The following is a 24508-nucleotide window of genomic DNA, read 5'->3' on the forward strand; positions in this document are numbered from 1 at the left end:
TTTAAAGTGGATTTTGTTGAGTGTAGCGCAGGGCAATGACTCCAGTGGGACAGTACGTGGGAGAGACTACAGGCTCGAGCCGTGCCCACCGAAAGCGACCGCCCGGAGCGGAATCACATTGTCAGGTTTCATTTCTTTACTATTTATTGTCCGTTTTTTTCTTACTGCTACACTTAAATTGAATATTCAAGATAAAAAAAAGCCCTTTCGTCTTAAGTGACTAATGAGGCCGTTCATTTTTATGATTCACTTGAGATAAACTTCCCTAAAGCTTCTACTGCTTCCTCCGCATCAGAACCATCAGCACTTAAAACCACCGCTGTTCCTTTACTGATCGCCAAGCTCATAATTCCCATAATGCTCTTCGCATTAACTTTTTTAGTATCTTTTTCTAAAAAAACGTCCGCAATATAACGATTTGCTTCCTGTACAAAAAGTGCAGCCTGTCTTGCTTGAAGTCCTGACGCTAATTTTACTTCCACCTGCTGTTCTGCCATTGTCTACTCCCCATTTCTCTAAATTGTCTCTCCATTGCGCAGCATATCTGCTATTTCATCAATCTTTCGCAATCGGTGATTTACACCTGATTTACTCACATTTCCAGTAGAAACCATCTCACCTAGTTCTTTCAGTGTAACATCTTGGTACTCTACACGTAACCTAGCTATTTCACGAAGTTTTTCTGGTAGCTGATCTAAACCGATGGAATTCTCAATAAAACGAATATTGTCCACTTGGCGAATAGCTGCACTGATTGTTTTGTTCAGATTGGCCGTTTCGCAATTGACAAGGCGGTTTACGCTATTTCGCATATCTCGTATGATTCGAACATCTTCAAATTTCAGTAATGCTCTATGGGCTCCCGCAATACTTAAAAAATCGGAAATCTTTTCTGCTTCCTTTAAATATGCAACAAACCCTTTTTTTCGTTCAATTGTTTTTGCATTCAATTCATATTCATTCATTAAATCTACCAATGCATCACTATGTGTTTTATAAGAAGAATAAATTTCTAAGTGATAAGATGAGGTTTCCGGATTATTAACCGATCCTCCTGCTAAAAAGGCTCCTCTTAAATAAGCTCTTTTACAGCAACTTTTTTGAACAAGCTCTTTGGAAATGGAGTATTCAAATTGAAAGCCATCCTTTAATATTTGAAGATCTTCTAACAGGTTTTTTGCACCGTCCCGAATACGACAAATATAAATGTTGTTCTTTTTCAATCTCATTTTCTTTCGAACAAGTAATTCTACTTGATATGGATATAACGATTTTATCAATGTATATAGTCTTCTCGCAATAGCTGCATTTTCTGTTTGAACGTCTAAGCTTAACATTTTGTTGCTAAAAGAGAGTGATCCGTTCATGCGTATAAGCGCAGAAAGCTCTGAACGTGCACAGCAAGGCTCATTTTCTTCCTGGGTCATCTCTTTTTTAGTTTCAGAAGCAAACGACATATTCCGTTTCCCCCTTTCTCCTGGACAGTTACATTTTTAAACCGTCTGCGTATTCTACAAGCCATTTCGCAACTTCCGTTGCATCATGACGAACTGCACCGTCATTAACGACTGAAATGTCTTTTTTAACAATGTCTATATTTAATTTTTCTAATTCATCAATATCTATTTTAACAGGAGATGCCTGCTCTTGTTTGTATAAATATCTAACATTTTCAGGAATTTCTTCCTTACTTATTAACACTGCATCTAAAAAGTTATCCCCTACATGTTCGATCAGTGCATTTACATGATCATATGCAGAGTAATTACCTGTCTCTCCAGCCTGTGTCATTAAATTACAAATATATACTTTCTTCGCTTTAGATTGTCTAATAGCTTTTTGTATATCTTGCACTAATAGATTCGGCAAAATACTCGTATATAAACTTCCTGGTCCAATAACGATCACATCCGCTTGACGAATAACATTAATCGTTTCTGGCAACGGTTTTACGTCTGCAGGAGTTATAAATACTTTTTCAATCTTTTTGCCATATTTGGGGATTTTAGATTCTCCCTTAATGGTTGTTTGATCTTCAAAAAGAGCATGTAAAGTTACTACTTGGTTCGCGGCTGGTAGTACTTTCCCGCGTATATTAAGTACTCGACTCATTTCTGTTATGGCATGTGCAAAATCACCTGTTATCGATGTAAGGGCAGCTAACATAAGATTACCTAATGAATGCCCTTCCAATTCTTTCGATTGAGAAAATCTATATTGAAACATTTCCTCCACTAACGGCTCTACTTCCGAAAGAGCGGCTAGTACATTTCGTACATCTCCTGGTGGTGGAATGTCATATTCATCACGGAGTCTACCCGAGCTCCCCCCGTCATCTGCGACCGTCACAATTGCTGTAATATCCAGTGGAAAATTCTTTAATCCACGAAGTAACGTAGAGAGACCCGTACCTCCACCGAGTATAACTATTTTTTTACGGTGTTTTGTAGGTTCCATTCCTTCATTCCTTTCTAATAACTACATCCCGGTGAGTAATAATCGTTTTGTCGTCCTCTTTCAATAATTTCCCAAAGTATTCTGCTAATGTAACAGAGCGATGCTGTCCTCCGGTGCACCCAAATGCAATAACTAACTGGGTTTTACCTTCTCTTTTATATTGAGGAATCATGAATAGGAACAAATCGGTTAGCTTTTCGATTAATGTCTTTGTGTCTACCCATTTTAATACGTAGCTGGATACTTCTTCGTTTAGTCCAGATTTCAAGCGTAGCTCTTCTATATAATACGGATTTGGCAGAAAACGTACATCAAATACTAAATCAGCATCAATAGGAATCCCATGTTTAAATCCAAAGGACATTACGTTAATAGTAAACACTTGACTGCTTTTGGAAGAGAACTCTTCTTGAATTTTCTCTCTAAGTTCACGAGGCTTCATCTTAGAAGTGTTGTAAATGTATTGAGCTCTCCCCTTTAAATCAGAAAGCATTTGCCTTTCTTTTTTAATACCTTCCAAAGGTAAACCAGAGTTTGCGAGCGGATGAGAACGACGCGTTTCCTTGTAGCGTCTTACTAATACTTCATCCCCCGCATCTAAAAATAATAATTTAGGTGTTACTGTTGTTGCCTCTTCTAATTGATTTACTGAATCTGCTAAGGAGTTGAACATTTCCCCTCCGCGCAAATCCATCACAACTGCTATATTTCGAGGCTGTTTATTCGAATCTATCATTAGTTTGATGAACGTACTCAACAACTCTGGTGGTAAATTATCAATGCAGTAATACCCAAGGTCTTCGAAACTTTGGATAGCCACAGTCTTTCCAGCACCTGACATTCCTGTAATAATTACAACTTCCGTTTCGTGCTTTTGAAGACTCTCCATTGTTCATTCTCCCTCCGTTGATTGCTGAATTGTTTCCGATATAAGAGAAAATTCAGGTGTATAGACAAATGTTCCATATTGCATCCCTTTTCCTTGAACTGCAAATAATAGATTTGTCCGGTCGCCTTCAGCCATTGGAAGGTGATGTAGATCCTTGACGGAATGCCACTCTAATATTCCTTCCGTTGTCTCCTCATAAGGTATTCCTTCAATATCATTAGCAACAAACGTAAATAACATCCATTCATCCAAATGCTTTCCATTTTCCTCAATTATCATTGTATAAATTCCTTTTAAATGGGGCTGTAAGGGAACTGCATTCGTTTCTTCTGTAAATTCTCGTACAGCAGCAATTAAAATAGATTCACCCATTTCCATTTTACCGCCTGGTGCCACATACCAATTTCTTCTTGGTTTTTTCAATAGTAGTACTTTGTCATCTTTACATACGAGTAGGTTGGCTATTCTTTGCACAAATCGTCACTCCACATCTATCATGTGTTCATAAAATATATTATACATTATTTTTCATAAAAAGAGGCTGCTCCACGATTAAAATCGCGAAACAGCCTGTCCAAATGTTTCATATATAAAAAGGGGGTCAATTTATATTCTTTACTATACACTTTATTTATTTCAAGACTATTACAATCCGATTAAGAAAAAATTAAGTTAAGCGTTTGTAGTTATTTTGTCTTTCAAATTTTCGATATAGTGTTGCGCAGCTTGTGCAGCAATACTTCCGTCTCCTGTAGCAGTAACAATTTGACGAAGCATTTTCTCACGAACATCTCCTGCGCCGAATATCCCAGGTACAGCTGTTTCCATTTTCTCATTTGTCACAATATAACCATTGTCATTTAGAATATCTAAATTCGCAAAAGGTTTTGTTAATGGAAGCATCCCTACATATACGAATACACCGTCTGTTTCAAATTCTCTTTCCGTACCGTCCACGGTAGATACTAAAGTAACACTTGCTACTTTTCCATCTTTGCCATGAATTTCTTTTAAAGTTGTATTCCAAATAAATTCAATTTTCTCGTTGGCAAATGCACGATCTTGTAGAATTTTCTGTGCACGTAGCTCATCACGACGGTGGACAATCGTTACTTTGTTCGCGAATTTAGTTAGGAACGCACCTTCTTCAACTGCAGAGTCTCCTCCACCTACAACTACTAGGTTTTTCTGTTTAAAGAATGCTCCATCACAAACTGCGCAGTAACTAACTCCGCGTCCACCTAGCTCAGTTTCACCAGGAATACCCATTTTTTTATACTCTGCACCAGAAGAAATAATGACTGCTAATGCTTTATATTCTTTCCCACTTACTTTCACTGTTTTGTATGCTTCACCGTCAATAATTTCTGAAACATCGCCGTATGCGTATTCAGCACCGAATTTCTTAGCATGGTCAAACATTTTAGTCGAAAGCTCTGGTCCTAAAATCATTTCAAATCCAGGGTAGTTTTCCACTTCCTCCGTGTTCGCCATTTGTCCACCTGGAATACCACGTTCAATCATTAAAGTGGATAGGTTTGCACGAGAAGTATAAACTGCCGCTGTCATACCAGCAGGTCCAGCACCAATTATAATTACATCATAAATTTTATCTACAGTCATTTTAAATTCCTCCTACGTTGCTCTTATCCTCAATCTATAGGATTTTTTCGTATGCTTCAACTATTTTGCTTATGCATCGAAAAGAGGTAAAAATTGCATTAACTCGTTAACATACTTAGTTAATGTATTAGTAGTAATACCATATTGCTCAGCATAATATTTTTTCGTTACATTTTTAGAACGTGACGATTCAAACATATACTCGGTTGCTGCTGCTAACGCACGTGGATTTTTGAAATCATAGCCTTTTTCTAGTGCACGTTCTACTAATACAAACCACATTTGAAATAGAAACGTATCTTCATGCTCTAAAGGCTTATATTTATCGTACAATAGGTCTGTCGCTGCAATTGCTTTTAAGAAAGCTTTCTCTGCGGGAGACTTTTCATCAAAATCATGCCCTAAAGAATTAGCAAGGAATAGTTTTTCCATCGTTGTTAAATCATCTACAACAATCCATTTTGGATGTGAGATTATTTCTTGACGATGCTTAGATTTTCCTAACAAATAAAACCCATAAATACGTTCGCTCACGTGCTTATGCTCTATCTTTTCTAAAATATATTCCTTCTGAATTTTAGAAGCAGCATCATCGGATTCACTTTTTATTGGTAGCCAAGGTTCAAAACCAGCTTTTTCTGGATCTAGTTTCAATAGTGCCTTCCAAGCATTTTTGGCAACCTCTTCATGTCCTGAAAAATAAGCTGAATGAGACAGCCAAAAATAAAATCCTGGATCTCCTTCAAAGCCTTTTCTCTGTAAACTTCTTAGCCACTTAAATGCCTGTTCATATTTTCCTATTAACGCAAATGTTGCGCCTAACTTGTAGCGATGCTCCACAAAGTAAGGGTTTATCTTAGTTAATATTTCTACGATTTGTTGTAGCTCATCTTCGTTTTTTTCATAATAATGAATGACAGCTAAATTACATAATGCATGGATATTTCCTCTATTTTCATTGAGTACATCATGTAATAATGCCTTTGCTTGCTCCTCTTCGCCAATATAAAAGTAAGCTAGCGCTAAATTATTAAATGCTGCCCAAAAATCTGGATGGTCTACTACGATTGATTCTAGTAGCTCTACTGCTTCCGCAAACTTTCCTTGTTCCATCAAACGTCTTGATTTTTCCTGTAAAAATAACGCTTCACTAGAGGGTGTATCTGCTTGTAGTGACACAACATCCTCTTGTTCCGTGAAATCCACAATCTCCATTGCCTCTTCTGTATATTCGCCTTGAATATCCATCTCTAAGTACATGCTGGCGAATTTATTGGCCTCGACAAAGTTACCAAGATGTGCGTTTACTTCTGCCAAAAAGAAAATAATTTCAGATTCATTTTGGTCCATAGCATAAGCACTTCTCAATAGCTCATGAGCTAGTTCAAAGTTATCTATTTCCATTTGTAATATCGCATATTGTAATAAGATCATGGGATCATTAGGACTTAGTTCAGCTGCTCTTTTTAAATATTTATGTGCTTTTTCATATTGTTCTTTTTGTAGTTCGTCTAAAGCCTTTTTATAATAGTATTCACCCGTGGGTAAAAATGAAATTATATTTTCTTTAAGAACTTTTTTACTTTTTTTATTCAACATAATCCTCCGAAAAATAATAAGGAACGTTTAAGTAAACGTCCCTAATTAGTATATCCTTCAGTATATCACATATATTTAATTTTTATCTGCTTTAGCTTCATGTCTTTTCTGTAATACTTGGAGTAAGTCGTAGAAGCTAACTTGTTGGTTTTGTAAAAGAACTAACAGATGATATAGCAGATCCGCTGCTTCCCATTTCAATTCTTCTCCATCATTATTTTTGGAAGCGATAATAACCTCGGCAGCTTCTTCTCCAACCTTTTTACAAATTTTATCTACACCTTTTTCAAAAAGATACGTCGTATATGCACCTTCAGGCATGGTTCTCTGTCTTTCCTCAATAACATTAATAAGAGCTGTAATCGTATTGTAGCCCACCGTATTATCCATTTTTTCTAATGTGTTATGGAAGCATGTGTTTTCTCCCGTATGGCATGCTGGACCAGCTGGTAGTACTTCAACTACTAATGCATCTGAATCGCAATCCGCCTTAATAGAAACTACTTTTTGCGTATTACCTGAAGTTTCTCCTTTATGCCAAAGTTCCTGTCTACTACGGCTGAAAAACCAGGTTTCCTGCGTTTCTACTGTTTTGGTATACGCTTCTTCGTTCATATAAGCAAGTGTTAAAACTTCTCTAGTAATCACATGCTGGACGATTACCGGTATTAAGCCTTTTTCATCATATTTTAAATTAGCCATGATCGTTCGCTCCTTTTTCATTCGTTACGAAAAGTTATTTGGACGCTTCCTGTAGAGCTTCAGTTAGGGTAAATCGTTCATTGTACAATGCTTTACCTGTTATAACACCAGCAACTGTTGTCGTTTGTGCTAATTTTGCTACTGCAGCAATATCTTCCAAGGAACTAATACCACCTGATACAATTATTGAAAGTCCAGTTTCATCTGCTAGTTCTTTGTTTGCCAATAAGTTTGGACCTTGCAGCGTTCCATCTGTTGCAATATCCGTAAAGATAACATGCTTGGCGCCTTTAGAGGCAAAATATTGGCCTACTTCAACGGCAGATTGCGAAGAGGTTTCTAACCAACCATGTGTTGCTACCATTCCATCCTTTGCATCTAGCCCAATTACAATTCGATTGCCACCAAATTCTTCGATTAAACCTACAACTAGGTCAGGCTGCGAAATAGCCAAACTACCTATAATGACACGATTTACACCGTTATTCAAATAAAACTGAACGTCTTCTTTCGTACGAATTCCTCCACCAATTTGCACGTTAACTGGAAGCTCTTTGGTGATACGAATAACTTCTTTGGCATGGATTTTCTTTCCGTCTTTTGCTCCATCTAAATCTACTAGATGAATCCAGGTTGCTCCTTCATTTGCAAACTTTTGAGCCATATCGAATGGAGAATCCCCATAAACGGTTTCTTGTTCATAATCCCCTTGATATAGGCGGACACATTTTCCACCTTTCATGTCAATCGCTGGGTAGACTTGAATGGACGTCATATTATTCTCTCCTTCTTATGTAAGTAGACCTTTTGTAGAAGGAACGCCCTTCACTCGATCGTCTTTTGTAATAGCATCATCAATTGCTCGAGCCAACGCTTTGAAAATCGCTTCAATCATATGATGTGTATTTGCACCGTAATGAACAATTACATGCACATTCATACGTGCCTCCAAAGCAAATTTCCATAGGAATTCATGAACAAGCTCTGTATCAAAGCTCCCTACTTTTTGGGTTGGAAACTGTGCTCGGAACTCAAGGTGAGGTCGATTGGAAATATCAATGACTACTTGTGCTAGGGCATCATCCATTGGTACAAAAGCATTTCCGTAGCGTTTAATACCCTTTTTATCCCCTAATGCTTCTTTTACTGCTTGTCCAAGAACAATACCGATATCCTCTGTTGTATGATGATCATCGATATATGTATCTCCTTTAGCTTTAATAGATGCATCAAATAGACCATGCTTCGTAAAAAGATCCAGCATATGATCCATAAACGGGACCCCTGTATCTATTTCCGCTTTACCTTCACCATATAAGTCTATTTCAACCCATACCTTTGTTTCGTTCGTCATTCTTTCTATTTTTGCCGCTCTTTTATTTGTCATTGTGAATCCCCCTTATCCCAGCTTCTTGACTCTACAGATCTGGCATGCCCCTCTAATTGCTCTAGTCTAGCTAAGCGAGCAATTTTAGGATATTGCTCTTCCCACATTTCTTTTGAATAATATACGACGCTTGTTTTCTTCACGAAATCGTCAACACATAAGCCACTCGAGAATCTAGCGGTGCTATTTGTCGGAAGTACATGATTCGTACCAGCAAAATAGTCACCTACTGGCTCACTACTGAATCTACCAATGAAAATAGCTCCTGCATGCTTTACCTTTTTACTGAGTACTTCGGGCTGCTCCGTAATAATTTCCAAATGTTCCGGTGCTAGCTCATTCACTGCAATTACCGCTTGCTCCATTGATTCTGCAATATAGATACATCCAAAGTTTTCAATAGAGGCGCGAGCAATTTCTTCTCTAGGAAGAAGCTTTAATTGTTTTTCTACTTCTATTGAAACTTGTTCAGCAAGAGATGAACTTGTTGTGATTAAAACAGAACTTGCAAATCTATCGTGCTCTGCTTGCGCAAGAAGGTCTGCTGCTACTTCATCCGCATAGGCTGTATCATCTGCAATAATCGCTATCTCACTTGGACCTGCTATCATATCGATTGCAACCTTCCCAAACACCTCTCTTTTGGCAAGTGCAACAAAACTATTACCCGGACCTGTAATTTTATCAACTGCTTTGATCGTTTCAGAACCGTAAGCAAGTGCCGCTATTGCCTGAGCTCCACCAACTTTATATATTTCTGCAATGCCAGCTATACGCGCTGCAACTAATACTGAGTCTGGGAGTTTGCCGTCCTTAGATGGAGGGGATACGATGACCACTCTTTCTACTCCAGCTACTATTGCAGGTATTGCATTCATTAATACGGAAGAAGGATAAGCTGCGGTTCCACCGGGCACATATAAACCAACTGCATCTAAAGGCGATATTTTATATTGAATATAAGAATTTTTGGCTAAAGGGAAGTCGATTTGCTCGCGGATCTGAGCCGTATGAAATGCTCGAATGTTTACAGCTGCCTCTTCCAAGTCAGCTATCAATTGTTTATCAAAATTAGCGTATGCTTCATCGATCTCTTCTTCGGTGACTCTAAGTGATGCAAGTTTTGCACCATCCCATTTTTCTGTATAACGAAGAAGTGCTTCATCGCCATTCTGACGTACATCTGCGATTACTTCACGAACAGTCGTTAAATAATCGGAACTTGCTTGTTCAACTGAACGTAGCAATGAAATGGTATTTGTAAGCTTTTCTATTTTCATAGGATTCCCTACCTTTTAGTCAATTCATTTTTTAATTGTCCAATAAATGCATTGATACGTTCACTTTTTACTCGATAGCTTACAGGATTGACGATCAATCGAGAGGAAATAGAAACGATTTTCTCATATTCCACTAAGCCGTTTTCCTTAAGCGTCTGTCCCGTGGAAACAATATCGACAATACGATCCGCTAGACCAATCATTGGGGCAAGCTCAATTGATCCATTCAGCTCAATGATTTCCACTTGCTCGCCTTTTTCCTTGTAAAAATTTGTAGCAATTCTTGGATACTTCGTTGCTACACGTGGAGCAATCTCATTCATCTTCGTATTCGGAAGACCCGCAGTTGCTATATAACAATTACTAATATGTAAATCCAATAGTTCATGGACGTCGCGGTGCTGTTCCAATAAAACATCCTTCCCCGCAATACCGATATCCGCTACACCGTGTTCAACGTATACAGGTACATCCATCGGTTTCGCCAATATAAATTGAATACGTTCATTAGGAGCTTCGACTATCAACTTTCTCGAATCACTAATCTCTTTAGGCAAGTTAAATCCTGCCTCTACAAATAGTTTATATGCTTCTTCGAAAATACGCCCTTTTGGCATTGCAATTGTTAACTTATTCACGGAAAGAACCACCTTCGGACACGATAATCACTTCATCGAAAATTTGTTTAAACGCCGCAAGATCATTTACACTTTCCACAAATTGCAAAGTTACACGCTCCGCAGCATTTCTTCTAGCTTCTGCTAATACATTTGCTTTAGAAAAAGAACCTTTATCAAATAAAAGAAGTGTATGCTTTTCATTTACGTTCATCTTCGGTAATACCTCTAATAAACGGTCGACTCGAATTCCAAATCCCGTAGCTCCTACTTTTTCGTCGAACTGTTTAAATAACTCATCATAACGACCACCATTTCCAATGGAGAAACCACTTCCTGCCGCATGGATTTCAAACAGCATTCCCGTATAATAACTCATATGACTCGCTAAAGAAAAATCAAACGATACAATTGAATAATCATTTAACTGGAATTCAAGTAGTTTTTGAAGCTCCTCAACCTGATCAAGCAAATATTGCTGATCGTCATTTAAGAACTGACTGAAATCCGAAAAGACGTTGGCATCTATTGTATAATCAATTATTTTACTAAGTCTTTCTTTCTGTGCTTGTTGTAAATTCATGCTTTCTAACTTTTGAGAGAAACCAACTAAGTTCTTCCCTACTAATAATTGTCTAAGCATTTCAACCTGCTCTATATTATCCGTGTTATTCGTTAAGAAGGCGGTTAAAATTTCAGCATGTCCAATCGTAATCCGGAAACTTTCCACACCTAAAGCCTTCAATAGTTCTATTGCTGTATAGATTATTTCACTATCTGCGTATGGACTAAAATCCCCGATAAGTTCCAGCCCTAGCTGCTCAAACTCAGCTGGTCTTCCTCCCTCACGTTGCTGTGCACGAAATACATCTGCATAGTACGCTAGGCGTAGCGGATTTTTTTCCTTTAATAGTTTAGAAGCTGCTATTCTAGCAATCGGTGTCGTCATATCAGGACGTAATACAAGCATTTCGCCTTGATTGTCCACTAGTTTAAACAAAGACGATTCATCAATGGCAGAAGCCTTTCCGATTGTTTCAAAATACTCTACGGAAGGTGTTTTTATAAAGTCGTACCCTTTTTTTCTTATGAAATCTCTTGCAGTCGATCGTATGTATTCTTTTTGTTCGTTTACTTCTGGAAATGAGTCTCTCATTCCAAGAGGTTTTTCAAACATTTGAATTTTGCTCATTTATACCACTCCTAATTTCACTTTAACACACTAGAGAACTAACAAGATGAATTAATAGAATTTTATACTATTTATTCCTTTTCGTCAACTTGTCGCTTTTTCCTCTTTTTGAGAGATATTTTGTTCTCGACAAGGAAAATGGAACGTGGATTTGAGCTAAAAGGAACCACCGAAAAGAGTTAGTTGGAATTTCGAGCACTTTAGTTGGAATTTTTGCTTGTTTAGTTGGAAATTCAACCATGTTAGTTGGAATAGGGTGTTTTTTCCACAAAAAAACTATTCTCCTTAGTTCTACACTAAGAAGAATAGCTTTTGTTACGTTCAATCATTTGTTCCTTCGTATAAATAACACGCATTGGATTTCCGCCAACAAAGCAGCCTTCTGGAACGTCTGCATTGACGAGTGTTGCGGCAGAAACAATAGCGTCATCACCAATCGTAATACCGGGCAGGATTGTCGTATTTGCACCGATCAAAACCCGATTACCAATAATGACATCTCCAATTCGATATTCATCAATCAAATATTCATGCGCAAGAATCGTCGTGTTGTAACCAATAATGGAATTGTCGCCTACTTTAATCCGTTCGGGGAACATGACATCGACCATTACCATTAACGCAAAAGACGTTTCTTTCCCAACCTCCATTTTCAGAAATGCACGATAAAAAAAGTTCTTCCAGCTTAAGAACGGCGAATATCTAGCTGCTTGAATAAAAATAAAGTTTTTCATCACTTTCCAAAATGGTACGGTATCATATACATGCCAAAGCGAGTTTGCCCCTTTTACAGGGTATCGTTCTGTTCTCCTCATGCACGCTGCCCTTTAGCTATTAAAAGTAGCTCACTCACATGATGAAGCATATAAGTGGGATTATAAGTAGCTAAAAATGCTTCTCCTTTAATGGACCAAGCTACTGCAGCTGTATCAACCCCAGCTCTTTGGCCACCTACAATATCATGAAAGTTATCGCCAATCATAAGTGCATCTTCCTTATTAGCTCCAATTCTATGAAGCGCTATTTGAATTGGCTCCGGATCAGGCTTTGTAAATGTAACATCCTCCAAGCCGACAATCGTATCAAATAACGTTTCGCATTTCATCAATTGGAGACCTCTTTCAATCATTTCTCTTCTCTTAGTAGAAACGATCGCCATTTTATAGCCATCCTTCTTTAGTTGTCGTAACGTTTCTACGACACCATCAAATGGCGCAACCATTTGATCATGCCGCTTTAGGTTCCATTTACGATAGGAAGCCGTTAAAGTCTCTGTTAACGATGGGTCTATCCCATTAAATGTTTCAAACAATGGTGGTCCTAAAAACGGCAGGACAGCTTCTCGATTATATTTCCCTGGAAATGTTTCGCCTAATACGTGTAAAAAAGTTTCGATAATTAGTTCGTTCGTATTTAACAATGTTCCATCTAAATCAAAAAGTAGCGCTTTATAGTTTTTCATGAAACCACCACTTCCTTATGTTTACTTTGCCCAGCTTTCCTCCATACAAATGCAACTACAATTGTTAATACGAAAGCAGTTATTAACCTTATTAATAATAATGGCCAGATTGGGATTCCTAATGGTATGAAGATTAAAGTATCCTCGACTACTGCGTGACATGCCACTAAAAAAATAAAGACTAGTGTCGCATCCTTTTTACTTACCCCGTCCTCTTGTACTGCTTGAATCATTACACCCGCTCCATATGCAAGTCCAATGACAAGCCCAGCCACCAGCGTTAAAGAAGCATTCGACTGAACTCCAATAACCTTTGTGAAGGGAGCAAGTTTCTCCGAGAATTTTTGTAAATAATTCCGATCCTTTAAAAACTGGATAATAATCATCAACGGTATGACGATTAACGCCAATTGTACAACGCCAAACGTCGCCTTTTGAAGACCAAGCAAAACAATTTCTCCCCAGCCATCAGGAACTTTCTGACTTACTTGGAGGGCACCATATTTCGCTACCTCTCCGCCACCCTTCCATAGAAGGTTAATGATGATTGCTGACATAATAGCTAAACCAAAGCGAACGACTAAGACAACCCATAACTTCACTCCAACTCGAAGGGCCACTCCCGTTTCAATGAAGATATTATGAGAAAAAGAAAGCATCGTCGCTAATATAAATACTTCCTTCACAGTCAATTCCAAAGATAGGATTCCAGCTATACCTGCATATAAATTTAATGCATTCCCCAGCACTAATGGAATTGCTGCCTCTCCCCGAAGTCCTAATAGCCCCATAAACGGTGTGATTATATCGATAATCCAAGGAAGAACAGGTGTGTACTGCAATATGACTACGATTAATGTTATTGGAAATATAACTTTACTTAATGTCCAAGTCGTTTTAAGACCAGCGAACATCCCATTTTTCAACGTCCCCATCTTATCCCAGCTTCCTTACTTATCTTGATAATGAACAACAGGTTTAACTGTCATTCTTCTGTAAACAAACAAAATAATAGCAATTACAATGGTCACAATCGAAACAACCTGTGCTGTCCGCAATTCACCTATTAAGTAAAGGCTATCCGTGCGCATTCCCTCGATGAAAAACCGTCCAAATGAATACCATACTGCGTAAAATAGGACCATTTCTCCTCGACGTAAATTCACTTTTCGAAGTAATATCAAAATAATTACTCCCACAAAGTTCCAGACAGATTCATATAAAAACGTTGGGTGATAATACTTTCCGTCTATATACATTTGCTCGATCATCCAGTTAGGTAGCATTAAATTTTCTAAAAAAGTTCTCGTTACTACGCCACCATGCGCTTCTTGGTTGATGAAATTTCCCCAACGACCAATAGCCTGTCCAATTAGAATACTCGGTGCTACAATATCTGCAACCTTCCAAAAAGAAGTGCCCCGTTTCTTCGTAAATATGTAAGCCGTTATAAACGATCCAATTAATGCTCCATGAATCGCAATTCCGCCATTCCAAATTTCAATAATCTTACCCGGATTTTGACTATAAAAATCCCATTTAAAAATAACGTAGTAAATACGAGCACTTATTATGGCAATTGGAACTGCCCAAATAAGTAAATCCGTTAAATAATCCGGATGAAACCCTCGCTTTACCATTTCTTTTTGTGCAACGACAAATGCTAATACTATACCGAGGGCAATAATTACTCCATACCAACGTACCGATATTGGGCCTAGAGAAAATGCAACCGGATCAATAATTTGTAATAAACTCATATGTAACTCCCTTCAAATATCTATTAATAATCTACTTCTGCATTTTGTTCTATTACATCATTTAAACGCTTGGCGAAATCTTCCGCTGCATTTACACCCATTTTTTTTAATCGATGATTCATTGCAGCCACTTCTATTATTACTGCTATGTTTCGACCTGGTCGTACGGGAACTGTAAGCTTCGTAATTGCCGTATTGATGATTTCCATTTTCTCTTCTTCAAGACCTAAACGATCATAAGTCTTTTTCTCATCCCAAATCTCTAATTCGATGACAAGCGTAATACGTTTATAGCTTCGAATAGCACTTGCTCCGAATAATGTCATTATGTCGATTATACCAAGTCCGCGAATTTCTAAAAGATGCTCTATCAGCTTTGGTGCACTACCGACCAACGTTTCCTCACCCTCTTGCCTAATTTCCACACAATCATCGGCTACTAAACGATGACCTCTTTTCACTAGCTCCAAGGCCGTCTCACTTTTTCCGACTCCACTTTTCCCAGTGATTAGCACACCAACCCCATAAATATCTACTAATACGCCATGTACGGCAGTAGAGGGTGCTAACCTACTTTCTAAAAAGTTCGTAAGCATACTTGAAAATCTGGTCGTAGGCAAGCTCGTCGTCAATACAGGAACAGAACTTTCATTAGAAGCCGTAATTAACTCCTCCGGTACTTCCATTCCGTGGGAAACAATAATTACTGGAGTATCTTGTGCACAAAGCTTTCTCATACGTTCACTTTTTTCTCTAGGTTGTAATAATTCAAAAAAAGAAATCTCTGTCTTTCCTAAAAGCTGTATTCGATTAGAAGGGTAATGTGTGAAATATCCTGCAATTTCAATTCCCGGTCGAGAAATATCACTCACGGAAATATGACGTCCTATGCCTTCTTCCCCACTTACTAATATGAGATTCATATGTTCTTTTATGTCCTTCGTCGTCACATGTGACATACCCCTAAACTCCCTTCGTACTGCAATTGTAAACCTATTATTTATTTTATCATGATTGTCCACTTAAATTGTATCCATTTACCTTTTCTTCTTCTATTTAAGAAAAGAAAGGAGGTTTTCCGATGAAAATTATGTTGGATGCAGGTCACGGTACTAACACTATTGGAAAAAGAACACCAGATGGAAAAATGAAGGAGTTTGAATTTAATGAGGCGGTAGCTCAACTTGTCACAAATGAACTTTCTACTTTTGGCATAACCGTTATGCATAGTCATGACAAAAAGAGAGATGTTCCTCTTAACGAGAGAACTACAACGGCTAATAATGTGAAAGTAGATGCATTTATCTCCATCCATGCCAATGCATTTGGCACAACATGGAATAATGCAAGGGGAATCGAAACCTTTACTTATACGAAGCCTTCCGAGCAATCAATTATTCTCGCATCACTCATCCAAAACGCACTCTGCTCTATTACAGGAAGAACAAACCGAGGAGTAAAGAAGGCAGATTTTGCAGTTGTTCGGGACACCAAAATGCCAGCAGTATTAGTGGAGTGTGGATTCATGACAAATAAACAGGAAGCCATTTTACTTCAGTCTAAAGATTACCGAATGCGCTGTGCGAAAGCCATTAGCTTTGCTATACTTTGTTGGCTAAACCAGAAGCGTTAAACTGAAAAAAATCATAAAGCATAATACAAGATTAAAACCTGTTCCAATCATTTTCAAAGTGCTTTGGATAGAGGTTTTACTATATGATTTCCGGGTGAATATTTTGGGGATGTTGGTTGTTATGACGAACGTCATAACAACCAACATCCTTTTTTTCGGTAATCTTATGTCTTTATATATCCTTCACCCTCCTACAACTCTTAGAAACAGGTAAGTGCGTTTTTGGATAAATAGAAGATGAGATATTTTCTTATTGATAGAGTAGGCTCACGAAGATGCAATTTCGTTCGCTTTTTCGCTTCTTTATTTAGAAACTACCTACTATTTTTCTTTATTTCCACTAGATAAATGAAAAACTACTATCCTTAACATTTACAGAATAGTTTCCCTAACTCAACAGACCGTTTTATAACTATATTAACTTTAGCTACTCTTATCATCAAAGCGATATGCTATGCTCGATCTACTTAGGGAGTACTACACAGTAATTGATTGAAGTGGAAGGCGGCGACTCCAGCGGGAACAGCGTTAGGCGAAGACCCCGCAGCGAAGCGAGGAGGCTGAGGCAACGTCCGCGGAAAGCGTCCGCCTGAAACGGAAATCAGCAGTATTATTTTATGGATTATGCAAAATAAAAAGTGAAGGGGAATAATATCCCGCTCCACTTTTACTTATTCGCCTTCTACTGTATAACGGACAACAACCGATCCTGTTTTTGCATCGCCGTATACTCGCAATGGTACAGCTTCTGAATCTACTATTTTCGTGAATCCTACTTTTTTGTTTAACAGCTGCTCCGATTGGTTTAGGTGCGTAACATCAGCCAATTGGACATCTATCCTACCAATTTGTGAAGTAGCTTCTCCTTTTATCGAAACGTCTTTTGGAATGTAAAGTTCGACTGTTCCAGCTACTGCTGTTCCTTCTATTTTACGTGCATCTTTATCCTTAGTCGTCAAAATAACATGTCCGCTTACCGAAGAACCTTCTATTTCCTTGAGCTTACCATCTACGTAAATACGACCATTCATCGTTTCTACTTCAATCGTTTCTCCTTCAACGCGCTGGACTTGAACCGTTCCATTAACCGTTTCAATATCAGCTCTTTCAAATTTCAATTCATCCAATTCTACTTTTCCATTTGTTGTTTTCACTTTAAAAGAGTTTGCTTCTAAATTCTTTGCGGAGAATTCCCCATTGAATAATCGAGCAGAAATATAATTATATGCTTTGTTAGGTACAAATAACGTTACTTGCACAGAAGTTGTTTTCAGCTCACTGTACACGCGTAATTTGTTTCCTTCTGTAGTGAATATAAACTCCTCATGGAAACGCGCCTTCGCTTCTTCCTCTGTAGAATTTTTAAAGGATTTCACTTTAACAGCAGCACGTACATGCTGTTCATCTGTAGGCTGGATTTCAACTTTCCCATTCGCAATATTAATCGAGATATCTGTGAAGTTTGCATCCTCTTTAACGAATTGCTCTTCAAAGATAATTGGATCTCCAAATGGCATTTCAAAATCTTTCATCTTGTCGACTGTGCCTTGCATAAACTGCATGAAGCGTTCACCCATAACAGTAAAATCGCGCTTCAAATCTTCCACAAAATCGGTATTATTGTTTGATGACTTTTTATATTCTTTCTCTTCAGGGACAAACGGTGTCGCAGGTGTTGTTTGTTTTCCAAGCTCTTCAAGTAATGCCAATGCTTCTTGTGCAGTAATCGTGCCATTTTCAACCATATCTAAAATACGCTTACGTTCCTCTTGCATAGTGAAAGGCCTCCTCATGAATTTATACTATAAATCATTTTACTTACACTACTTTATACGAATGAAAAAACAAAAAGTTTCATTACTAAGTTGTTACAGGACTTTTTTTCTTTTTAGATGCTTTCGTTATAACTTCATCCATCCGTTGACGATCTCTTTCTAAAATCGTTTTCAAGTATTTCCCTGTATACGAATCTTTCGATGCAACAATTTTCTCTGGAGTACCAACTGCAACAATTGTTCCACCTTTATCTCCACCTTCAGGTCCCAAATCAATCATATAATCTGCTGTTTTAATGACATCTAAATTATGCTCAATTACTAATACACTATCTCCGTTTTCAACTAAACGTTGAAGTACAATTAACAATCTTGCGATATCATCTACGTGCAAACCTGTAGTTGGTTCATCCAAAATGTAGAAAGACTTGCCGTTAGAACGCTTGTGTAATTCAGAAGCCAGTTTTACTCGTTGTGCTTCACCACCAGACAGAGTAGTGGCTGGTTGTCCTAGTTCCATATACCCTAACCCGACATCTACAATCGTTTTTATTTTCCGACTGATTTTCGGATGGTTTTCGAAAAAGGCAAAGCCGTCCTCTGCTGTCATTTTTAGCACGTCCGCAATATTCTTTCCTTTGTATTGTACTTCCAATGTTTCACGATTATATCTTTTCCCATGACAAACTTCACATGGAACATATACATCAGGTAAGAAATGCATTTCTATTTTAAGGATTCCGTCTCCGCGACATGCCTCGCAACGACCTCCTTTTACATTGAAACTAAATCTTCCTTTTTTATATCCTCTTACTTTTGCTTCATTTGTCGTTGCAAAAAGGTCTCGAATATCGTCAAACACACCAGTATAGGTTGCAGGGTTAGATCTTGGGGTACGACCGATTGGCGATTGGTCAATCTCAATTACTTTTTCCAACATTTCTATCCCTTCGACACTCTTATTGCTTCCCGGTTTTACTCTCGAGCGATTTAGTTTCTGTGCTAATGATTTATATAATATTTCATTTACTAATGTACTTTTACCAGAACCTGAAACTCCTGTAACAGCGGTAAAAACTCCTAAAGGAATATCTACACTTACATTTTTCAAGTTATTTTCTGAAGCGCCTTTTATCTTGATAAAGCGTCCATCTGGCTTTCTTCTTTCTGCTGGAAGTGGAATAAACTTTTGTCCACTTAAATATTGTCCTGTTAAAGACTTTTTATTTTTCATCACTTGTTCAGGTGTACCAGCAGCGATTATCTCACCACCATGCACTCCCGCACCAGGGCCGACATCTATCAAATAGTCTGCTGCCATCATTGTGTCTTCATCATGCTCTACAACTATTAATGTATTCCCTATATCTCTCATATTTTTTAACGTATCAATCAATCGATCATTATCCCGCTGATGTAGACCGATTGATGGTTCATCCAAAATGTATAATACACCAGTTAATCTTGATCCGATTTGAGTAGCTAAACGAATACGTTGCGCTTCCCCACCAGATAGTGTTCCTGATGCACGGTTTAATGTTAAATAATCAAGTCCTACATTTTCTAAAAAACCTAATCGTTCATGTATTTCTCTTAACACGAGACGAGCGATTTGCATATCTTTTTCTGATAATGTCAACTCATTAAAAAACTTATTTGCTTCCTCAATGGAATACTTTGTGATTTCCCCAATATGGAGCGAATTTATCTTCACTGCAAGTGTTTCTTCTTTTAGACGATAGCCCTTACAAGTTGGGCAATCATGTTGCTCCATATATTTTTCCATTTGCTCGCGAATATAATCAGATGACGTATCTTTAAATCTTCGCTCAATATTCGCAAGTACACCTTCAAATGAAATGACACTATCGCGAACCTGACCAAATTCATTTTCATATCGGAAGCGAATTTTATCATTTCCTGATCCATACATAATTTTATTCCATTGATCTATCGGTAATTTTTCAACGGGAACATTCATTTTTATTTTGTAATGCTTACAAACAGCTTCAAGAAGCTTCGGATAATACTGAGAGCTTGTTGGCTGCCATGCGACAATAGCTCCCTCTGATAGCGTGAGACTCTTATCAGGAACAACTAATTCTTCATCTACTTCTAGCTTTGTGCCAAGTCCATCACAATCCCCACATGCTCCAAATGGACTGTTGAATGAAAACATTCGTGGCTCTAATTCTCCGATAGAAAATCCACATATTGGACAGGCATGATGCTCACTAAATAGAATTTCTTCATGCTCCATCACATCTATTAAAACTTTACCATCTGCAATTCTCAGAGCTGACTCCAGAGAATCACTAAGCCTTGCAGCAACTCCTTCTTTCATTATTATTCGGTCGATAACAACTTCTATATTATGTTTTTTATTTTTATCTAAATTGATATCATCATCTAAATCGATTAACTCTCCATCGATACGTACACGAACGAAGCCTTCTTTTTTCATTTCTTCCAGAAGCTTTACATGCGTTCCTTTACGACCTGAAACAACAGGCGCGAGCACTTGCATCTTTGTTCTTTCTGGATATTCGCTTAAACGATCGACCATTTGTTCAATCGTTTGCGAAGAAATTTCAATACCATGATTTGGGCATATCGGCTTTCCAACTCGCGCATACAATAAACGCATATAGTCGTAGATTTCCGTCACAGTTGCTACGGTAGAACGTGGGTTTTTACTCGTCGTTTTTTGATCAATGGAAATAGCTGGTGATAGGCCTTCAATAACATCGACATCAGGCTTCTCCATTTGACCTAAAAATTGTCGTGCATATGCTGATAGTGACTCAACATATCGGCGTTGTCCTTCCGCATAAATCGTATCAAAAGCTAATGAAGACTTTCCTGAGCCAGAAAGTCCTGTCATTACAACTAGCTTATCTCTTGGAATTTTCAAACTTACATTTTTTAAATTATTTGCACGTGCTCCTTGAACTACAATTTCTTTATTTTTCAACAGATATCACCCTTCCAGCTTCAGTTCCAAAATTGCGTCTCGTAACTCTGCAGCTCGTTCAAAGTTAAGCGCTTTTGCTGCATCTTTCATTTCTTTTTCTAGATCCTGTAGAAGCTTTGCTTTTTCTTGAGTCGTCAATGGTTTGCCGCTTATTAAACGTTGTGCATACGTTTCTTCCTCTTCTGCAACTTGTGACGCACGAATAACATCGCTTATTTTCTTTTGAATTGTTTTTGGTGTAATACCATGCTTTTCGTTATATTCCATTTGAATAGTTCTGCGACGTTGTGTCTCGTCAATCGCTTTTCGCATGGAGTCTGTCATTTTATCTGCGTACATAATAACTTCTCCATTAGAGTTACGTGCAGCACGCCCAATCGTCTGGATTAAAGAACGTTCAGAGCGCAAAAATCCTTCTTTATCAGCATCTAATATTGCTACTAGAGATACTTCTGGTATGTCTATACCTTCTCGTAACAAGTTAATTCCTATTAATACATCGTACGTACCTAATCGAAGTTCTCGAATTATTTCTGTACGTTCTAGTGTTTTTACTTCTGAATGTAAGTATTGAACTTTTATCCCAATCTCTTTTAAGTAATCCGTTAGATCCTCTGACATTTTTTTTGTAAGTGTCGTTATTAATACTCGCTCGTTTTTGGCAGATCTTTCATGAATTTCATTGATTAAATCATCTATTTGCCCTTCAATTGGCTTCACAGTTATAACTGGATCCAATAGTCCTGTTGGACGAATAATTTGCTCAACCATTTCTGGTGTATGCTCAAGCTCATATGGTCCTGGAGTTGCGGAAACAAATATAGCTTGGTGTATATGTTTTTCATATTCATTGAAAGTTAAAGGACGATTGTCTAGAGCAGACGGCAAACGGAAACCATAATTTACGAGCACTGATTTTCTCGCTTGGTCTCCATTATACATTCCTCTTACTTGGGGTAATGAAACGTGACTTTCATCTACTACGAGTAAAAAGTCTTCTGGAAAATAGTCTAGTAATGTATAAGGCACTGCACCTGCTTCTCTTAATGTTAAATGCCTTGAGTAGTTTTCAATGCCTGAACAAAAGCCCATCTCTTCCATCATTTCTAAATCATATCTCGTACGTTGTTCCAATCTTTGGGCCTCTAAAAGCTTATCCTCACTTCTTAAATAAGCCAGTTGTTCCTCTAATTCTTTTTTAATATTTGCTAAAGCTAGTTTCATCTTCTCTTCCCGGGTAACGAAATGAGAAGCGGGGAATATAGCAACGTGATCACGTTCACCAAGAATTTCTCCTGTTAGCGCATTAACTTCTCGAATTCGATCGATCTCATCTCCAAAAAATTCGACTCGAAGACATTTTTCATCACGGGAAGCGGGGAAAATTTCTACTACATCTCCACGAACACGGAACTTTCCACGTACGAAGTTCAAATCGTTTCTTTCATATTGAATGTCTACAAGTTTACGCAATAATTGATTACGATCAATCTCCATTCCCGTTCTTAATGATAGAACGAGCTCTTTATATTCCTCTGGATTACCTAGACCGTATATACAAGATACAGATGCGATAATAATGACATCTTTTCTTTCAAACAAAGAAGAAGTTGCAGAATGTCGTAGCTTGTCTATTTCCTCATTAATACTTGAATCCTTTTCTATAAATGTATCGGTTGATGGTACATATGCTTCTGGTTGAAAATAATCATAGTAGCTTACGAAGTACTCCACAGCATTGTTCGGGAAAAATTCTTTAAACTCGTTATATAATTGACCCGCTAGTGTTTTGTTATGTGCCATCACTAGTGTTGGTTTATTTACTTGTTGAATTACATTTGATATTGTATATGTTTTACCAGTACCAGTTGCACCTAGTAAAGTTTGAAACCTTTTTCCTTCATTAACACCTTTTACTAATTCTTTTATTGCTTCTATTTGATCTCCCGCTGGCTCATACGGAGCTTGCAAATCAAATTTTTGTTCCATACATAAGCCTCCCATTTTTTGAATAATTTCAGTTTAACATACTCTTTTTTTGATTCCTAATAAAACGAACGTATGTTTTTTGTTATCCATAAAAAGCCACTTATACAAGTGACTTTGAAAGCTATTCCTATTATTAGATGTTTCTTGCGCTACTATAAAAATAGAATTTCAAACGAAAAAAACCACTCTAATAAAAGTGGTTTTTTACCTAGGATTGAATTATTTTGGACTGTTAAGTTGATGAAGAGCAGCTGTATACTCCATAAATGCTGCCTTATCTTTTTGATCTAACGTCTCATCTATCAATGCTAAGAGACGGTTACTACTTTGTTCCCGGTGGACAATGTTCAAAAACATATCAAGATATATTTCGTTTAACAAATTTTCCGCAGAGCTTTCCTTCCCTGCCTGACCCATAGCTTTCAAGAAATCTGCGTATGAATATTGTTTGTCCATCTCCATCACCCCGATGCCTTTTTTCTATTATATAAAAGCATCGAGATTGTTGCAATCATTTTAAGAAAATTTAGTCTATATAGTAAAAAGGGAATATTTTAAATATTCGTTATTTTTACTTGCTTTACTTCCAAAATTAACTATAATTGAGATATATAATACAAAGGGGTGGATTTTTATGTCGAATAAAGTAGAAGAAAAATCTTTTTTCATTTCATTTGAGACCGCTGTACTTCAACCTATTGTAGTGAATAATACGATATTTACAAAGGTAACTAACTTTTCAGGGGAAACCAATATAATTAATAAAAAGCCTTTTGATATTGTTCGGCATTCTTGTTCTTTTTACGGCTCTTCTTTTCAGCATACTGCTCGATTATCGAGGGAAGCAATTGGAAATTATTTTAAGCTACCTATTCTAATAGCACATGACTTCGGAAATCCATGTATATTCATACCAATACTTTCTCCAAAATCGGATTTAAATGTTTGGTTCTCTTTTAAGGCAATAGCTTCCTTTTATCCTTCGGACGATGGCTGTGTAGTCGTTCTAACAAATGGTCAAAAATTAACAGTTCCATCATCTCCTCAGACAATAAGTCGACAAGTTGGATTTGCTAATATACTAAATATGCACTTACTAAAACGGATGAGTAATCTGATGAATACTGGTTACATTACTAAAAAATTTCAAAAAGACTCCCAGTACTAAC

At 37.5% G+C, this 24508-nt stretch carries 24 protein-coding genes; 2 read left to right on the plus strand and 22 right to left on the minus strand.

Annotated elements, in window-relative coordinates; genetic code table 11:
• Positions 1-239 precede the first annotated feature (239 nt).
• From ACIQX2_RS14495 to hprK, 18 genes are all read right to left on the minus strand, one after another.
• Positions 240-497, minus strand: a complete 258-nt coding sequence (locus tag ACIQX2_RS14495) for an HPr family phosphocarrier protein (RefSeq protein ID WP_402851805.1) — start codon at positions 495-497, stop codon at positions 240-242.
• Between the two features lie 18 nt (positions 498-515).
• Entirely contained in the window at positions 516-1457 is a 942-nt protein-coding gene (whiA, locus tag ACIQX2_RS14500; RefSeq protein ID WP_402851808.1) for a DNA-binding protein WhiA, read from the minus strand.
• A 28-nt stretch (positions 1458-1485) separates the two neighbouring features.
• Positions 1486-2457: a gluconeogenesis factor YvcK family protein gene (locus tag ACIQX2_RS14505; RefSeq protein WP_402851811.1), complete on the minus strand. Its 972-nt coding sequence runs from the start codon at positions 2455-2457 to the stop codon at positions 1486-1488.
• A 4-nt stretch (positions 2458-2461) separates the two neighbouring features.
• Positions 2462-3346, minus strand: coding sequence for an RNase adapter RapZ (rapZ, locus tag ACIQX2_RS14510; protein WP_402851815.1), 885 nt, complete (start codon positions 3344-3346; stop codon positions 2462-2464).
• A 3-nt stretch (positions 3347-3349) separates the two neighbouring features.
• Entirely contained in the window at positions 3350-3820 is a 471-nt protein-coding gene (locus ACIQX2_RS14515; RefSeq protein WP_402851818.1) for an NUDIX hydrolase, read from the minus strand.
• A gap of 198 nt (positions 3821-4018) precedes the next feature.
• A complete protein-coding gene (trxB, locus tag ACIQX2_RS14520) occupies positions 4019-4969 on the minus strand; it encodes a thioredoxin-disulfide reductase (RefSeq protein ID WP_402851820.1) in 951 nt (316 codons plus the stop codon).
• Between the two features lie 69 nt (positions 4970-5038).
• A complete protein-coding gene (locus tag ACIQX2_RS14525; protein ID WP_402851823.1) occupies positions 5039-6565 on the minus strand; it encodes a tetratricopeptide repeat protein in 1527 nt (508 codons plus the stop codon).
• Between the two features lie 78 nt (positions 6566-6643).
• Complete coding sequence (gene hisIE, locus ACIQX2_RS14530; RefSeq protein WP_402851826.1) at positions 6644-7270, minus strand: bifunctional phosphoribosyl-AMP cyclohydrolase/phosphoribosyl-ATP diphosphatase HisIE; 627 nt, start codon at positions 7268-7270, stop codon at positions 6644-6646.
• Between the two features lie 34 nt (positions 7271-7304).
• Positions 7305-8045, minus strand: coding sequence for a 1-(5-phosphoribosyl)-5-[(5-phosphoribosylamino)methylideneamino]imidazole-4-carboxamide isomerase (gene hisA / locus ACIQX2_RS14535; RefSeq protein ID WP_402851829.1), 741 nt, complete (start codon positions 8043-8045; stop codon positions 7305-7307).
• A 15-nt stretch (positions 8046-8060) separates the two neighbouring features.
• Complete coding sequence (gene hisB / locus ACIQX2_RS14540; RefSeq protein WP_402851832.1) at positions 8061-8657, minus strand: imidazoleglycerol-phosphate dehydratase HisB; 597 nt, start codon at positions 8655-8657, stop codon at positions 8061-8063.
• Positions 8654-9937, minus strand: a complete 1284-nt coding sequence (gene hisD, locus ACIQX2_RS14545; protein ID WP_402851835.1) for a histidinol dehydrogenase — start codon at positions 9935-9937, stop codon at positions 8654-8656. Before hisD ends, hisB begins: the two co-directional genes overlap by 4 nt.
• Before the next feature lie 8 nt (positions 9938-9945).
• Positions 9946-10575 carry an ATP phosphoribosyltransferase gene (gene hisG / locus ACIQX2_RS14550; RefSeq protein ID WP_402851838.1) on the minus strand — a complete coding sequence of 210 codons (630 nt, stop codon included), beginning with the start codon at positions 10573-10575 and terminating at the stop codon, positions 9946-9948.
• Entirely contained in the window at positions 10568-11746 is a 1179-nt protein-coding gene (locus ACIQX2_RS14555; protein WP_402851841.1) for an ATP phosphoribosyltransferase regulatory subunit, read from the minus strand. Before ACIQX2_RS14555 ends, hisG begins: the two co-directional genes overlap by 8 nt.
• 296 nt (positions 11747-12042) lie before the next feature.
• Positions 12043-12561 (minus strand): acyltransferase, encoded by a 519-nt coding sequence (locus ACIQX2_RS14560; RefSeq protein WP_402851844.1) that lies wholly within the window; start codon positions 12559-12561, stop codon positions 12043-12045.
• Complete coding sequence (ppaX, locus tag ACIQX2_RS14565) at positions 12558-13208, minus strand: pyrophosphatase PpaX (RefSeq protein ID WP_402851846.1); 651 nt, start codon at positions 13206-13208, stop codon at positions 12558-12560. The genes ACIQX2_RS14560 and ppaX overlap by 4 nt, the downstream gene beginning before the upstream one ends.
• Positions 13205-14143, minus strand: a complete 939-nt coding sequence (locus ACIQX2_RS14570; RefSeq protein WP_402851848.1) for a nucleoside recognition domain-containing protein — start codon at positions 14141-14143, stop codon at positions 13205-13207. Before ACIQX2_RS14570 ends, ppaX begins: the two co-directional genes overlap by 4 nt.
• Before the next feature lie 15 nt (positions 14144-14158).
• Positions 14159-14968 carry a prolipoprotein diacylglyceryl transferase gene (lgt, locus tag ACIQX2_RS14575; protein ID WP_402851851.1) on the minus strand — a complete coding sequence of 270 codons (810 nt, stop codon included), beginning with the start codon at positions 14966-14968 and terminating at the stop codon, positions 14159-14161.
• A gap of 23 nt (positions 14969-14991) precedes the next feature.
• Positions 14992-15927 (minus strand): HPr(Ser) kinase/phosphatase, encoded by a 936-nt coding sequence (hprK, locus tag ACIQX2_RS14580; protein WP_402851854.1) that lies wholly within the window; start codon positions 15925-15927, stop codon positions 14992-14994.
• 122 nt (positions 15928-16049) lie between these two features.
• On the opposite strand from hprK, the gene ACIQX2_RS14585 reads away from it, so the two are divergent.
• A complete protein-coding gene (locus ACIQX2_RS14585) occupies positions 16050-16601 on the plus strand; it encodes an N-acetylmuramoyl-L-alanine amidase family protein (RefSeq protein ID WP_402851857.1) in 552 nt (183 codons plus the stop codon).
• Positions 16602-17272: 671 nt separating this feature from the next.
• Here ACIQX2_RS14585 and ACIQX2_RS14590 read toward each other — a convergent pair.
• The 4 genes from ACIQX2_RS14590 to ACIQX2_RS14605 all read right to left on the minus strand — a co-directional run bounded on the left by ACIQX2_RS14590 (position 17273) and on the right by ACIQX2_RS14605 (position 23795).
• The gene (locus ACIQX2_RS14590) at positions 17273-18376 is read right to left on the minus strand and encodes a DUF4097 family beta strand repeat-containing protein (RefSeq protein WP_402851860.1); all 1104 of its coding nucleotides are present in this window, start codon (positions 18374-18376) and stop codon (positions 17273-17275) included.
• An 85-nt stretch (positions 18377-18461) separates the two neighbouring features.
• Entirely contained in the window at positions 18462-21350 is a 2889-nt protein-coding gene (uvrA, locus tag ACIQX2_RS14595) for an excinuclease ABC subunit UvrA (RefSeq protein ID WP_402851863.1), read from the minus strand.
• Between the two features lie 6 nt (positions 21351-21356).
• A complete protein-coding gene (gene uvrB / locus ACIQX2_RS14600; protein ID WP_402851866.1) occupies positions 21357-23339 on the minus strand; it encodes an excinuclease ABC subunit UvrB in 1983 nt (660 codons plus the stop codon).
• 219 nt (positions 23340-23558) lie between these two features.
• A complete protein-coding gene (locus ACIQX2_RS14605; RefSeq protein ID WP_093063187.1) occupies positions 23559-23795 on the minus strand; it encodes an IDEAL domain-containing protein in 237 nt (78 codons plus the stop codon).
• 178 nt (positions 23796-23973) lie between these two features.
• Here ACIQX2_RS14605 and ACIQX2_RS14610 point away from each other — a divergent pair, with 178 nt between their 5' ends.
• Positions 23974-24507, plus strand: a complete 534-nt coding sequence (locus ACIQX2_RS14610; RefSeq protein WP_402851870.1) for a competence protein ComK — start codon at positions 23974-23976, stop codon at positions 24505-24507.
• Position 24508 lies beyond the last annotated feature (1 nt).

This window comes from Psychrobacillus sp. NPDC096623 (assembly GCF_044762655.1).
GTDB lineage: Bacteria > Bacillota > Bacilli > Bacillales_A > Planococcaceae > Psychrobacillus.